The organism is Alienimonas chondri, assembly GCF_013036045.1.
Classification (GTDB): Bacteria; Planctomycetota; Planctomycetia; order Planctomycetales; family Planctomycetaceae; genus Alienimonas; species Alienimonas chondri.
Genome location: NZ_WTPX01000125.1, coordinates 1 through 13,957 on the forward strand (window position 1 = coordinate 1; position 13,957 = coordinate 13,957).

Sequence of the window (13,957 nt, forward strand, 5' to 3'; positions counted from 1 at the left end):
CCCCCGCCGACTCTCCGCCCGTTCGTCCCCAAAGACGAACCGGACGTTCCAGGCTGCGTCGCGTCGAAACCGTCCGCGTCGCGGAGCGTCGCGCCGGCCCCGCTGCCGTCCCGGCATGCCGTGGCGGGGCGGATCAACGACTTCACCTTCAAGCAACGGATCATCGAGCGGGTATTGTGGCGACAATCGAGCGTCGTCACCGGCCAACTGCATGCCGCCGGCCGTGACGTCCGCGGGACGCAGCTCGAAGTCCTTCGCGGACTGATCCGACGGGCGCGACGGAGCGACTTCGGTCGTGACCACGACCTCGGTTCGATTCGCACGAAAGACCGCAAGACGCTGGTGCGCGAACTGCGGACCCGCGTGCCGGTGATGAGTTACGAGGAGCATCGGCCGTACATCGACGCTGCCCTCGCCGGGCGAGCCAGAGCGTTGTTCCGGCCGGGCGAGCGGATCGAGATGTTCGCTCTGACCAGCGGCACGACGGACGCTCGAAAATATCTGCCGGTGCCGAAGCGCGCCGTCCAGAATCACCGTCGCGGGTGGTTCATCTGGGGACTGTCGACGTACGTCACCGATCCGCCGGCGTTGCTGCGGGGCAAGCTGGCGCTGTCCGGCGATCCGGCGGAGACGTACAGCGCCGGCGGGACGCCCTGCGGCAGCATCTCCGGCCTGCTGGCGCAGTTGCAGTCGCCGGTGATCAAGAAAACCTACGTCGCCCCGCCGGAGGCCGGGCGACTGCGTCGCGGCGGAGCGGGCAGCGGCGCGGAGAGCGTGACGGCGGCGAAGTACTATTTGCAGTGGCGGTTCGGCCTGCACAGCGAAGTTGGCAGCTTCGTCACGCCGAACCCGGCGACGCATCTGAACTTCGCCCGCTGGGGCGCCGCGAACGCGGAGTTGTTGATCGAGCACACCGCCCGCGGGGGGTTGCCGGACGACGCCTTCGCCTCCGGCGGCCTGCTGGAAGGCGTCGATCTCCCGCGCGAGGTTCGGCGAGCCGCGATGCACCACCTGCCCGCGGATCCCGGCCGGGCGGCGGAGCTTCAAGCGTTGCTTCGCTCCCACGGCTCCCTGCGACCGGCGGACGTGTGGCCGCGACTGAACATGCTCGGCTGCTGGACCGGCGGCACGCTGGGGCACTATCTGCCGCTGCTGACGGAGCATTACGGCGAGGCCCGCATCAAGGATATCGGCCTGATCGCCAGCGAGGGCCGCACGACGATCCCGATGGAGGACGGCACCCCGGCCGGGCGGCTCGATGCGCAGGGAGCGTTCTTTGAGTTCATCCCGGAAGATCGCATCGAGGACGACGATCCGCCCGTGCTGTTGGCCGACGAACTCACGCCCGGCGCCACCTATTACGTCCTGATGACGACCCCTGGCGGACTGTGGCGGTACGACATCCGCGACGTGGTTCGCTGCGAGGGCTACGCCCCGCCCACCGGCTCCGCCCGCCAGTTGAAGCGGGCTGCGGGGCCCGGGACGCCGATGCTGAGTTTCCTGTCCAAGGGACGGAACTTCAGCAACATCACCGGCGAAAAGCTGACGGAGTATCAGGCCGCGGCGGCGGTCAGCGGGGCGCTCGCCAGTCGGGGTCACCGCCTCACCGCGTACGCCCTGGCGCCGGTATTTCATGCGGGATCGCCGCGGTACGAACTGTTCGCCGCGGCCTCCGAAGTCCCCCCGCGGTCAGTGGCCGCGGAGGCCGACCGCCGCTTGCGGGCGTTGAACTGCGAATACGACGCCAAACGGGCCAGCGGACGGCTCGGGGCGATCGAGGTGCGCCCGCTCTCCGCCGGCGCCTGGGACGCTTGGGACGCCCGGCGGCTCGCCCGCACCGGCGGCGTCGCGGAGCAGTACAAACGTCCCGTGCTGATCGGGGATCTCGGCTTCGCGGACGAGATCGATCCCCCGGGCCTGCGGGCCGTCGCCGGTTAGGGCAGGCGCCGCGTCCGGTCAGTCACGCTTCAACAGGGCCTTCATGGCGGGCCAGTCCCGCGTGTTGGCGACGGCGTCCGCCGTGAGGCCGGCGCGGCGGGCTTGATAGACGCCCCACGTCGCGGCGCCGACGGCGGACGGGGCGTGGGCGTCGGTATTGATCACGATGGGGATGCCGCGGTCGGCCGCGGCCCGGGCATACTCCGCGGAGAGATCCAACCGTTCCGGGGCGGCGTTGATCTCCAGCAGCGTGCCGGTCGACGCGGCCCGGTCGAGGAAGGCGTCCCAGTCGATGTCCGCCCCGGGCCGCTTACCGATCAGCCGTCCGCTGGGGTGGCCGATACAATCGACGTGCGGACTCTCCAGTGCCGTCGTCAGGCGCTTCATGATCTGCTCCCGCGGCTGGCCCAGGCCGTAGTGCAGCACGGCGACGACCCAGTCGGCGTCCGCCAATACGTCGTCCGGCAGATCGAGCGTGGCGTCTTCGAGGATGTCGCATTCTATCCCCTTCAAAATCCGCACGCCCCGCGTGGTGACGTTCGCCGCGTCGATCGCCCGCCAATGAGCGCGGAGTCGATCCGCGTCCAATCCGTTCGCCATCGTCACCCGCTTGGAGTGGTCGGTGATCGCGATGTAGCTCAGCCCGCGTTCCTTGGCGGCGGCGGCCATCTCGCGGATCGTGCCGGCCCCGTCGCTGGCGGTCGTGTGCATGTGCAGATCGCCCTTCAGATCGCCCTGCGCGATCAACTCGGGCAGACCGCCGCCGCGTTCGAGATCGGCGACGCGCAGGACGCCGTTGCCGCCCTCGCGGAGTTCCGGCGGGATGAACGCGACGCCGGCGGCCGCGTAGACCGCTTCTTCGGTGCGGCTATCCACGAGAGCGCCGTCTCGCCGCAGTCCGTCGTCGCCGAGCGTCAGATCGGCGGCGGAAAGCCAGTCCCGCAACGCCGCGACATGCATCTTCGACCCCGTGCCGAGGATCAGCCCCGCGCCCCACGCCGCGGGGGCGTTGACGACGAGTTCGGCGTCCGTGGGACGACCCGGATCGACCGTCAATCGCACGCGTGCGGTCCGCTCGGTGCGCTCCACGATCTCCACCACCAGAGGATGCGTGCAGAACGCCTCCACGGCGGCGGGAGGATCGGTCGACGCGGCGGAGAGGTCCACGTCCCCGACGGTCTCCCGCCGCCGGCGGACGCTCCCGACGGGTTCGCAGGCGGTCGTCCCGGCCGCGGCGCGGACCGCATCCGCGAGGCTCTCGGCGATCGGCAGGCTGCGGGCCAGCAGCGAGCGGGCGATCCCCTCGCGGACCAGTGCGAGATTCTTGAGAACGGTCTCGCCGGTCTTCTTGCCGAACCCCGGCAGTCCGGCGAGCGATCCGTCCGCGATGGCTGCTTCGAGTCCCTCCAGCGTGTCCACGCCGAGGTCGCGGAAGATCGCCCCGACCTTCTTCGGCCCCAGCCCCGGCAATCGCAACATCGTCCGCACGCCGGGGGGGATCGCGTCGCGGGCCTGCTCCAGCGAATCAAACGTGCCGGTCTGCAGCAGCGTCGCCACGTTCGCGGCGAGGTCTTTTCCCACGCCCTTCAGCGACGTCAGCGGGGTCCCCGCGATGAGCAACTCCGCCGCGGGTTTCGGGAGCCCCTTGAAGGTTCGGGCAGCGGAGCGGTAGGCCCGCACGCGAAACGGATTGGCGTCCGCGATCTCCAGCAGATCGGCCAATTCCGTCAGCCGGGCCGCGATCGTGCCGTTGCCCATGGCTCCGTCGCCGAGATCGCCGGCGGCCGGGGTCGGGGGGCCGTCGGCGGCGGTCACTTGGTGGCGATCTGCACGTCGGACTCGGCGGTCGGAACGCGCGGGCCGGCTTCGCGATGACGGAAGCGGGCGATCCGGGTGCGGCCGATCCGACTCCGCAGCCGCGTCCGTTGCATGTCGTCGAGGAGCAGCTGCGCCGTGATCAGCCGCGGCGGGGCCGCCGCGGAATCGCTCGACTCAGGTTCTTCCAACTCCGGGACGACCGGCGCCTCCGACTCCACCTCGGATTTGGGGGCCGACAGCGGAAGTCCGGTGGGGATCGCAGCGTCCTCCTCAGCGTCTTGGGATTCGACATCCTCGGACGCTTCGGCCTCGTTTTCAGGCGATTCGGCCTCGCCCTGGCCGACGGGCGGGCCGGTCAGATCGATCGAGTTGGGGGTGAGGAGCCGGTAGGTGTCACGTTCGAAATCGGGATCGTCCTCGGGGAAGAAACCCTCGTCGAATGCGGGCCGCGCTCCCGGCTCGTCCGCGAAGGAGCCGTCGCCGGGCTGGCCGATGATGCCCGGGTCGCCGCCGAAGGCGCCGCCCGTCGCCGGGCGTTCGATCCCGCCGGGGTTCGGACCGTATTGGCCGGGGACGGCGCCGCTGAGGGGTTCGGAACCCTCGAAGTTACCGCGGACCCGTTCTTCGAGATCCGGGAAGGAATCGTCGTTCGCGGGACTCCGGCGGGCGCGGTCGTCCGGCGGGGCGGCGATGCCGCCGCGGGTGTAAGGAGCGACGCCCTCCGCGGGCCGCACTCCGGTCCCCGGATCGCCGCCGAACTCGGTTCCCGCGCCGGTCATCGGATCGTCGACGCCGCCGAAATCGGAGTCGTCCAGCGGATCCAGCGGGTCGTCGAACGGGTCGCCGGTGGGACGGTCGTCCCGCGGCAGATCCCGGACGGAGTCTTCCGGGGCGCGGCGACGGGGGGCGGGGCGTTCCCGTTCCGTCGGCTCCGAGCCGTTGAAGTCCGGCGGTTCAAGCGGATCGAGCGGAGAGTCGTCACGGCGATCCGGCGAGCGTCGCGGCACGCGGTCGAGCCGATCCGAGTCGGGGGGATCGGCGTACTCCGGATCGGATTCAAAGATGCGGTCGTCCGCCGGCGAGTAGGACGTGCAGTCCCCCCCCGAACATTCCCCGCCGCACGGATCGGTGCAGGGGGTGCAGGCCGGTACGACCCGGCAGCCGTCGGACAACGTCACGCCGCTGCGGGAGGAGCCGTAGGTGCTGTAGCCCGCGGTCGATCCGTAGGGCAACGCTCCCCCGGCGTACCCGGAGTTGTAGAAGGAGCCGTCGCACTCGGACCGATAACCGCTGCTGACGACGGAGCCGCCGTAATAGGAGGCGGAGTCTCCGTAGGACGAAGTCCCGCCGTAGTGGCTCGTGACGGGCGTGTAGGAACTGCCGCCGTAATACGATCCGCCGCCGTAGTAGGACGCGGTCGCCACGGCCGGCGAGTACGAGGCCTGATAGCTTGCGGGGGACGAGTACGACGCCGCCACGACCGGGGTTCCCCCGCCGACGGGCCGCTGGAACACGCCCAGCACATCCCAAAACGGTCGGACCGTGCGGGTCGAAGATCCGGAGTAGGGATCGACGTAGGTCGTGTAGGCGTCCAGGCCGTAAAACGAGGTGTACGCCTCGCCGAAAACCCCCGCGGGGATCGCCAATCCGGCCAACAACGCCGCGGTCCCGGCGAGGCGTCGACGGGTCAACCGCGGCCGCCAAAGGCGAGGGGACCGTTCAGGACCGCGGGCGGGGCGGGGCATGCGGGCGAATCGGGACCGGGGGGAAGGCGAACAGCCCCGGTTCTACCGGGCCGCGCGGCGAAGTCAAACTCTACGGAGAGGGAGGAATCCCTCCCGCAATGTCCGTGCCGGTTGGCCGAACGCCGGTCGCCGGACACACTGCCGGCCCGTGTCGCATCGCCCCCCGGCCGCCGCCCCGGATCGCCTCGCGCATTCGCGGACGGTCGCCGATCCCGTCACCGGGATCGCCCCGCTGGTCGATCGCGCCGCCGCAGCGTTTGATCCCGTTCCGCTCTTCGGAACCGAATATCGCCGGACAGGCCCGCTGACGGCCGTCGACGGCGGTTTCAGCGGGGCGGGGGTCACGCGGATCCCGACGGCGGCCGGGACGTTCGCTCTTCGAATCTGGCCCGAGAAACCGCCTCCGCGGGCGCGGCTGAGGGGGCTGCATGCGTTGCTCGCCCACGTCCGTCGTGTGGCGCCCCACGTCCCGATCGCGGCGCCCGTGCCGACTCTCGGGGGAGAAACCCTGTTCACCCACGGCAAACGTCTCGCTCAATTGGAGCCTTGGTTGCCGGGCGAACCGTTGCCGACGGCGCCGACGGGTTCGCAACTCAAAGCCGCCGCCGAGGCTTTGGCTCGGTTCCACGATGCGGCCGAGTCGTTCGTGCCGGCGCCGGCTGCGCGGCCGTTCTTCGCCGCGACCGCGGGCGGGCGGCCGCGGTCGGTGTGGGATCGGTGGGACCGCCTGCGCAGATGGCTGGAGAGCGAAGGCCGGAGAGCCTCCGAGATCCTGCGGGACGAACCGGCATCTGAGTTCAAGGAACAGGGGCACCGCCTGCTTCGTACGTTGGAGCTTTGCGGAGAATCGCTCGAGCGGCGCCTGTCGATGGCCTGCCAAGCGATCCCGCTGTTCCCCGTGCTGTTGGACGTGCATCGGGAGCACGTCCTGCTGTCCGGGGGGCGGGTTACCGGACTGATCGACCCCGCGGCCGCCCGTGTCGACACTCCCGCGGCGGACCTCGCTCGGCTGGCGGTCAGCCTCGAACCCGGGCGACTGCCGGCGCTGATTGCGGCCTATCGCACTTCACGGCCGTTGTTCGAGGAGGAGGAACGCCTCGCCGTCCTGCTGCACGATTCGGGGGCGCTGTTGAGCGGCCTCGCCTGGGTCGCCCGCGGGACGTGGGAGCAGCGCCCCGGCGCCCGCGATCCCGCGGCGCTCGCTCGTCTAACCCACTTCGCCGATGTGGCGGAGCGACTCGAAGCAGCCTGAAAGCAAACGCATGAAAGCCGCCGTCTTTGACTCGTTCGGGGAGCCGGCCGACGTACTCCGCTGCGTCGATCGTCCCGAGCCGACGCCCGCGGGCCGCGACGTGCGGGTGCGGATGCTTGCCAGTCCGATCAATCCCTCGGACCTGATGACGGTCCGCGGCGAGTACAGCGTCCGCCCCGATCCGCCCGCGGTACCCGGCTATGAGGGCGTCGGCGTCGTCGAGAGCGGCGGAGGGCTGATGGGGCTGGCGTTGAAGGGGAAACGGGTCGCGGTGTTGAACGCGACCGGGGGGAACTGGGCGGAGGTCGTCACCGCCCCGGCGAACCGCTGCGTGCCGGTTCCCAAAGATTTGAGCGTCCCCCAGGCCGCGATGTTCTTCGTGAACCCGGCCACGGCCTACCTGCTGACGGCCAAAGTGCTGGCCGTGCCCCGGGGGGCGTGGTTGTTACAGACCGCGGCCGGGTCGAGTTTGGGACAAATGACGATTCGGCTCGGCGCTCACCGAGGCTTTCGCACCGTGAATGTGGTGCGACGGGCGGAGCAGGCGGAGGAACTCCGCGGACTCGGGGCGGACGCCGTCGTGACGTTCGATGCGGCGAACGAATCGCCCGAAGACCTCGCCGCGAAGGTCAACGAAGCGACCGGCGGCGAACCCATCCGGTATGCGATCGACCCGGTCGCGGGAGCCACGGGGGGCGCGGCGGTGCGCTGTTTGGGCGAGGGCGGCCGGCTGATCTCCTTCGGCACGCTCTCCGGCGAACCGCTCGCCGTGCCGGCCCGTCACCTGCTGTTTCACGGCATTCGCATCGAGGGGTTCTGGCTCGGCAAGTGGATGGCCGCGGCCGGGCTGCCGGCAAAGCTGGGCGTGATGCGAGCCGTCGGCAAGCTGCTCTCCGCGGGGGTGATCGCCAACGATGTGGGCGAGTCCTTCCCGTTGAATCGGATCGCCGAAGCCGCCGCCGCCGCGGAGCGTCCGGGGCGGGGCGGGAAGGTCTGGTTGAAAATCGCCGAGTGAACGCCCGCGAGCCGGGGGGCTTGTCCCCCCGGACCGGTCTTTCTCATAGGTTTTGTGCGGCTTCGCCCGTCACGCTCACGGGTCCGGGGGGATGAACCCCCCGGCTCGCGGATGCTTGTCTCAGTTCCCGGCCCGATAGGCCATCAGCGTGTCCTGCTCCCGGACGAACAGCACGCCGCCGGCGACCGCGGGGTGCGCCCAGCTCGGGTCGTTCTCGTTGACCCGGGGGGTGAACAGGCCGGTCGGCTCGTAGCCCTCGGTGGTAAGGGCCATCCGGCTGATCTCTCCGCTCTGATAGCGGAACAGCAGTTCGTCGCCGACGGCGATGACGGCGGCGCTGCCCTTGCCGGGGCCGGTCAGCTTGTCTTTCCCGCCGCCCCAAATGATCCGTCCGTTCTCGAGCTTGAGACACACCGGGCTGTTCGCTCGTCCGCCGTGTCCGGTGCCGGCGTAGATGTAGCCGTCGGACAGGATCATCTGGCCGTGGTGGTTCTGGAAGTCCTTGCCGTCCAATTCGTAGACCGTGTCGACCTTCACGGAGTTCCCGCGAGCCGGAGAAAGCTTGAAGCAGGCGGCGCCGGCGCCGTAGCCGCTGGAGACGAACACCCAGTCGCCGCCGGGTCCGCCGACCAGCGGGGTGGGGATCACGGCGGTGCCGTTCGCGGCGGCCGGGCTGCCCCACAGCACCTTGCCGTCCGTGGCCCGCAGGCCGATCGGTCCGGCGCCGGTCATTTGGACGTAGTGCTTCACGCCGCCGCCCTCGGAGATCACCGCGCTGCTGTAGCCGGCCTCGCGTTTGCCGCCGTCGAGTTGCTCCGGATAGGGCGCCCGCCAGATTTCCTCGCCGCTGTGCCGGTCGCAGACGACCATCATTGCGCGTTGGCTACCGGGGGTGAAGATCACGCGATCGCCGTCGACCAGCGGGCTCTCCGCGTAGCCCCAACTCTGGTTCCCGCTGCCGTACTCGTCGCTGAAGTTCTTGCTCCACAACTTGTCGCCGTCCGTAGACAGGCAGGCGATGCTGCCGCCGGACCCGGTGACGTACAGCTTGTCGCCGACGACCGTCGGGGTGCTTCGTGAACCGTCGTAGCCGTGCTTGGGGACGCCGTCGGTGATCGGCGTGGACCAGGCGATGCTCGGCTGACCGTCGCCGGTCGGCAGATCGACGGCGATCACCTGTTGAGCGCCGTCGACGTTCCCCGTCGTGTAAAGCCGCGACCCGACGACCGCCACGCTGGCAAAGCCCTTGCCCATCCCCTTCAGGGACCACAATTCTTCGGGGCCGTTCTCGCCCCACTCCGGGCCGAGCGTCTCGTCATCCGCGGCGAATCCGTCGCGATCGGGTCCGCGCCATTGCGGCCAATCGCCGGCGGAGAGCGGGGAGACGACGACGGCGAACAGGGCCGCGGTCGAAAGGAGCAGGGAGCGAGCGGGCATCGGCGGGTCCGAATGGGGAGGGAGTGAAAGTCTAGAAACCGTCCGAACCGAACGCACCCGGGCGATCCGCAAACCCGATCGGCGGCTCGTCGTCAGACTTGCTCCGCGGCGGCGGCGAGGCGTTCCAAATCCCGCTTCGCCATCTTCCGCATCGAGGGACCGGTCAGCAGCCCCGCGATCGGAGAGACGATTCTCGCCATCCAAGCAGAGGGAAGCGCTTCCGCCGTCATCTCCAGCGCGATCCGAGAACCGTCGTTTTCCGGCGTGACCCGATGCACGGCGACCATATGCATCCCGCAGGAGTCCGCCTCCACGGTGAACAGCCCCGGGCCGTCGTCAATCGGCGGCTCGAACGCGGTGACCTCGAAGGTCTCCTCCGTCGACTTGCCGAACATCTTCCGTTCCTCGGTGTATCGCGTGCCCACGCCGATCGGCCCATCGGTGAGCAACGTGATCGAGAGGATCTCCGGGATCGCCTCCGGCAGGTTCACGAGATCCGTGAGCACGCGGAACGTCTCCGCCGCGGGCGCCGCGGCTCGACAGTCGACGCTGATGAGGGCCATCATTCGCTCCGCGGGAATCGGGACTCGACGCGTCAGCTTACCCGCCGCGGCCGGTCTTCTCCTGGAGCGCGTCGATTCGCTTGGAAGCCTCCGCTTTGGAGGTCTTCGGATCGAACTCCTCGCCGGCTTCTTCGCACAGCGTTTTGAGATAGCTCGCCTGTGCGCCGGTCATCGCTTCGTCGCCGGTGGTCCAGTCATCCGGGTCTTTGACGGCGTTGGAGTCCTCCGGCGGGTCGGTCTTCGGCTGGGCGAGGTCGGCGTCGTGGGTCATTTGGTCGGTTATCTTGGAGGGACGGAACGCCCTCATCCTAGACCCGCGTGACGCTGGTTAGATACGTGCGTTCAGGTGTTCGTCGATGGGGGATTTGCGGACGGCGCCGCGGGGGCGTCGAGATCCATCACCCGGTGCAGCGCCCGGCTGGCGTCGGCGGCGGTGAGGACGCCCGTCAGCCGGCCGGCTCCATCGACCACATCCAATCGCGTGCGGCCGGTGTGGTGCATCCATGCCAACGCGGAGACCGCATCGACCCCCGCGAGAATCCGGCCGCCGTCCGGGACCGGTTCGCAGGCCTCCGCCGCGGCGACCGTGGCCCAGCGCTCCCGCGGAACGGCGGCGAGGGTTCGCACCGACAACCGACCGAGCAGCCTCCCGTCCCCCGCAATCACCGGCGCGTTCGCCCGATGATGTTGCAGCACGGAAACCTCGAAGTACTGCTGTAACGTCGCATCCGCGGGCACAGCATGCACGCGGTGGGCCGGGCGCATCAAACGCCGGACCGGCACGCCGGAGACCGCGCGGCGGAGACGGCCGCGGGAATCGCTCCAGCGGGCGGCGGCGATCACCGCGACGCCCATCAGCGCCGGCCACGCGGCGCCCCATCCGCCGCCGCTGCTCGCGGACCAAAGTCCCGCGGCGACGATCAACCCGCCGACGACCATCCCCGCGTTCGATGCCGCCCGGTTCGCCCGCTTCAGATCGCCCGTCGCGCCCCACAGCAACCCCCGCAGCACGCGACCGCCGTCCAGCGGGAAGCCGGGCAGCAGGTTGAACACGGCCATCGCCACGTTCACCAGCAGCCAGAATCCGACGACGCACACCGCCGAGGCCCGGATCGCGTCGAGGAGCGATTCGCCGCCGGCCAATCCCATCGTCATCAAACCCGGGGCGAAGCCGTCGTCCGTGATTTCGACACCGGCCCAGCCAAAGGCCGCCATGGCGTACCAGATCGCCCAGCAGAGAATCGCCAGCGCCACGGAGACCGCCGGTCCGGCCAACGCGACCAGCACTTCGGCCTTGGGGGAGGGCGGTTCGCGTTCCAATTCCGCCAGCCCGCCGAACAGAAACAGCGTGACCCGCCGGGTCGGCGTGCCGAAGGCTCTCGCGCAGTAGATGTGCCCGAACTCGTGGGCCAGCACCATGCCCGCCTGGCCGACCGCCGCGACCGCCGCCGCTCCCCAGCAAAACGCCGGCGACAGCGCCGGCATGACGAGGGGAAAGTGCTCCGTCGCCAAGCCCCAGGTCACCAACGCCGCGAACGGCAGCCAGGAGAGGTCCACCCCCACCGGCACCCCGCCCGGCGATCCCAGCGGCAAACGCGGTCCGAGCAACGAGACACCTGCGGGGAGAACGCGGGGGGAGGGAGAGCCGCCATTATGCGTGCGGCGACGGGAAGGTCACCCCGCCAGCAGCACGCCCGCGATCAGGTCGTAGGCCGCATGCGCGCCCACTGCCACGCCGAACCCCCGCCACCAGAACAACGCCGCCAGCACGCACCCGGCGGCGGTTCGGAACAGAAAGGGCGCCGCGGCGGGGATCTCGCCGTGCGGTCCGAGGTGATGGCAGAGAGCGAACAACAGACTCGAACTGACCACCGCCAACACCGCCGCCCCCTTCGGCCCGCACCGCAGCAGGCGGAACAGTCCGTACGCGAGCGGCAGCAGCGTGAGCCGAAACAGCAGCTCCTCATACACTCCGGCGCCGATCGACCCGACCAGCCGGGCGCCGGTCGAACGAGGCGCCGCACGCTCCGGTTCCTCGGCGAGATCCACGGTGATGGCCGCTCCGGTTGCGGTATCGTCCGATCCCGCATCCTCCGAGGCGATCAAAGAACGCACGCCCAGCGCCGCGGCGATCAGGAGCGACGCGGCGAGCAGGCTCTCTCCCAGCATCCCGCCGAGCGTGTCCCAGCGGACCTCCCACCGATGGTGCCCGTAGAAGTTCCAGCCCAGCAGCGCCCCGGCGACGATCAGCGGCAGGGCGAACGCAGCCCCGGTGCCGGCCTCCGCGAGCGACCAACGCAGCCAGCCGCCGGCGCCGCCCAACACCGGCTCGCCGCTGCTCGCCAGCCAGATCACGCCCACTTCGTACGCCGCCAGCAAGGGGGCGAGAAACGCCAGGCAAACGATCGGTCGGCGGGTCCTCGCGAAATACGATCCCGGTCCGAGCGGATCGTTGGGGTCGAAAGGTCGGTTGGAGGCGCCGTCGTAATCGCGCATCACGCCTCCTCCGCGGTCGCGGTTGCGGTCGCGTCGGCATGCTGCCGCGAAGCGAGGGCCGCGGAGGCGAATCGCGGCGCCGCGAGGGGGTGAGCGGGGTCCAGTCGCAGCCGGGTGCGGCCGAGGTCGGTCAGGGCCAACCCGACCGGGACGCGACCCGCGGCGTCCGACTCGCCCTGTTCGCCGCGCGACAGCCCCAATGCTTCGATGCCGGCGGCGGCGATCGTCAGGCACAGCTCGCCCCGGCGTGCGGCCGAGTAGGTCACGACGGCGGCCGACTGCCAGCACTCTCTCCAGGCGGCGGCAGGATCTGGCTGCCCATCGGCGGACCGCGCCGACGGGGCGGAGAGCAGCGTGAGGAACCGATCCGTCCAGGCGAGCAATCGATCCGCGGGGGTCAGGTCGATGGCCGTCAGACCCGCGGGACCGCCGCCGCCGTCCGGGCGTTCATGGTGGCGGGCGGCGCAGCGGGCCGCGGCGCCGGGCAGGCGATCGCAGATCGACAGCAGCGCCGCGGAGCGGGCCGCGTGCGCGGTCGCGGCTTCGCTCGGTCGATCGCTCCGTCCGGCGTTCGCCGGCATCGGCGTCAGCTCTCCCACATCCCGGGCGAGCGCGGCGACGACGAGCGCTTCGGCGTCCCCGCGCAGCGGGCGGTACAGCGTTGCCGCCCAAGCCGTGAGAAACGCCGCGGCGACGCCCCGTTCCGACCGACCCGAGGGCGGCGCCGGTAGGAGCGCGTGCGGGGGGAGCGTGCCGACGGCGAGGTCGCCCGTCTCCGCCAAGATGCCCCGCGCGAGGGCCAGCAACCGGGGCCCGGCGGCGTGATCCGCCGCGGCGAGATCTCTGAGAATGGGGTCGAGGTCCGCGGCCCATCGGGACAGACGGGTTCTCCGGTCGAGGGCGATCCCGGCCGCTCGCGCGACCTCCCCGGCCCGCCGCACCTCCGCCGGCGGGATATTTCCCCGCAGCCCCGCTTCGGCGAGGTGTCTCGCCGCCGTTCTCAACCCTTCGCGCCACACCCCCAGCGAGGCCTCCGCGAGCCGGGCGTCGGCCAATAGGGTGCAGAGGGCCGTCGCGATCGAGCGGACGTCCCCGCCCGCCGGGGCGGGCACGGCGGAGGGCGCCGCCGCGTCAATCCGAACGGTCGGCGGGGCGGGGACGGCGGGGGCCGAAGCGTCTGACACGGGGCGGCGGCGGACAGGGAATACGGTTCTCTTTCCCCCGTCGTCAGCTTAGGTCACGGTTCGCGACCGCGCCGCCGATCATGCCGGTTCGTCCGGCGAAGCGGCCCGCCGCTCACATGGGTGAGCGGCGGGCCGCTTGCGCTCTTGTTAGTCCTCTCGCTCGAACCCGGAGTCCAACAGCTCGACGTACCCCTCCTTCATCGGTCGGACGTCGTAGCCGAGTTCCCGCAGCGGGTCGGCGGCCATCACGCAGCGTCCGCCGCTTTTGCAATGGGTGTAGACGGGGCGGTCGGTCGGTACGCGGCGTTTGAGGTCCGCGATCCATGCCGAGTCGTTCGTTTTCTCGCCGATCTCGGACAGAGGAACCAACGTGGCGGCCAGCAGGTGGCCTTCCTCCCACTCGTCCGTCTCTCGGACGTCGACCAGCGTCGCGGTTCTGGCGTTCACCCAGGCGGCGATTTGCGCGGGCGTCGCGGTGGTGTGGCCGCGGGGGGTGGACGTGTCGTCGG

At 70.6% G+C, this 13,957-nt stretch carries 12 protein-coding genes; 3 read left to right on the forward strand and 9 right to left on the reverse strand.

Annotated elements, in window-relative coordinates:
• On the forward strand, positions 1 to 1,938 hold a 1,938-nt coding region (locus LzC2_RS16175), incomplete at its 5' end, for a GH3 auxin-responsive promoter family protein (protein ID WP_171188897.1).
• A gap of 18 nt (positions 1,939 to 1,956) precedes the next feature.
• Here the strand turns inward: LzC2_RS16175 and polX are convergent.
• Entirely contained in the window at positions 1,957 to 3,753 is a 1,797-nt protein-coding gene (gene polX / locus LzC2_RS16180; RefSeq protein WP_315854702.1) for a DNA polymerase/3'-5' exonuclease PolX, read from the reverse strand.
• Positions 3,750 to 5,501: a hypothetical protein gene (locus tag LzC2_RS16185; RefSeq protein ID WP_206678751.1), complete on the reverse strand. Its 1,752-nt coding sequence runs from the start codon at positions 5,499 to 5,501 to the stop codon at positions 3,750 to 3,752. The genes polX and LzC2_RS16185 overlap by 4 nt, the downstream gene beginning before the upstream one ends.
• A gap of 148 nt (positions 5,502 to 5,649) precedes the next feature.
• On the opposite strand from LzC2_RS16185, the gene LzC2_RS16190 reads away from it, so the two are divergent.
• Positions 5,650 to 6,753: a phosphotransferase gene (locus LzC2_RS16190; RefSeq protein ID WP_171188901.1), complete on the forward strand. Its 1,104-nt coding sequence runs from the start codon at positions 5,650 to 5,652 to the stop codon at positions 6,751 to 6,753.
• A 10-nt stretch (positions 6,754 to 6,763) separates the two neighbouring features.
• The gene (locus LzC2_RS16195; RefSeq protein ID WP_171188903.1) at positions 6,764 to 7,768 is read left to right on the forward strand and encodes a zinc-dependent alcohol dehydrogenase family protein; all 1,005 of its coding nucleotides are present in this window, start codon (positions 6,764 to 6,766) and stop codon (positions 7,766 to 7,768) included.
• Between the two features lie 120 nt (positions 7,769 to 7,888).
• Here the strand turns inward: LzC2_RS16195 and LzC2_RS16200 are convergent, their stop codons facing one another.
• The 7 genes from LzC2_RS16200 to LzC2_RS16230 all read right to left on the reverse strand — a co-directional run.
• Complete coding sequence (locus tag LzC2_RS16200; protein WP_171188905.1) at positions 7,889 to 9,205, reverse strand: outer membrane protein assembly factor BamB family protein; 1,317 nt, start codon at positions 9,203 to 9,205, stop codon at positions 7,889 to 7,891.
• Positions 9,206 to 9,297: 92 nt separating this feature from the next.
• Positions 9,298 to 9,771 (reverse strand): SRPBCC family protein, encoded by a 474-nt coding sequence (locus tag LzC2_RS16205; RefSeq protein ID WP_171188907.1) that lies wholly within the window; start codon positions 9,769 to 9,771, stop codon positions 9,298 to 9,300.
• 34 nt (positions 9,772 to 9,805) lie between these two features.
• Positions 9,806 to 10,039 (reverse strand): DUF3072 domain-containing protein, encoded by a 234-nt coding sequence (locus LzC2_RS16210; protein WP_171188909.1) that lies wholly within the window; start codon positions 10,037 to 10,039, stop codon positions 9,806 to 9,808.
• 71 nt (positions 10,040 to 10,110) lie between these two features.
• Positions 10,111 to 11,376, reverse strand: coding sequence for a site-2 protease family protein (locus LzC2_RS16215; protein WP_206678752.1), 1,266 nt, complete (start codon positions 11,374 to 11,376; stop codon positions 10,111 to 10,113).
• Between the two features lie 66 nt (positions 11,377 to 11,442).
• The gene (locus LzC2_RS16220; RefSeq protein WP_171188914.1) at positions 11,443 to 12,264 is read right to left on the reverse strand and encodes a CPBP family intramembrane glutamic endopeptidase; all 822 of its coding nucleotides are present in this window, start codon (positions 12,262 to 12,264) and stop codon (positions 11,443 to 11,445) included.
• A complete protein-coding gene (locus tag LzC2_RS22895; protein WP_206678753.1) occupies positions 12,264 to 13,448 on the reverse strand; it encodes an HD domain-containing phosphohydrolase in 1,185 nt (394 codons plus the stop codon). Before LzC2_RS22895 ends, LzC2_RS16220 begins: the two co-directional genes overlap by 1 nt.
• Before the next feature lie 147 nt (positions 13,449 to 13,595).
• On the reverse strand, positions 13,596 to 13,957 hold a 362-nt coding region (locus LzC2_RS16230), incomplete at its 5' end, for a rhodanese-like domain-containing protein (protein ID WP_171188916.1).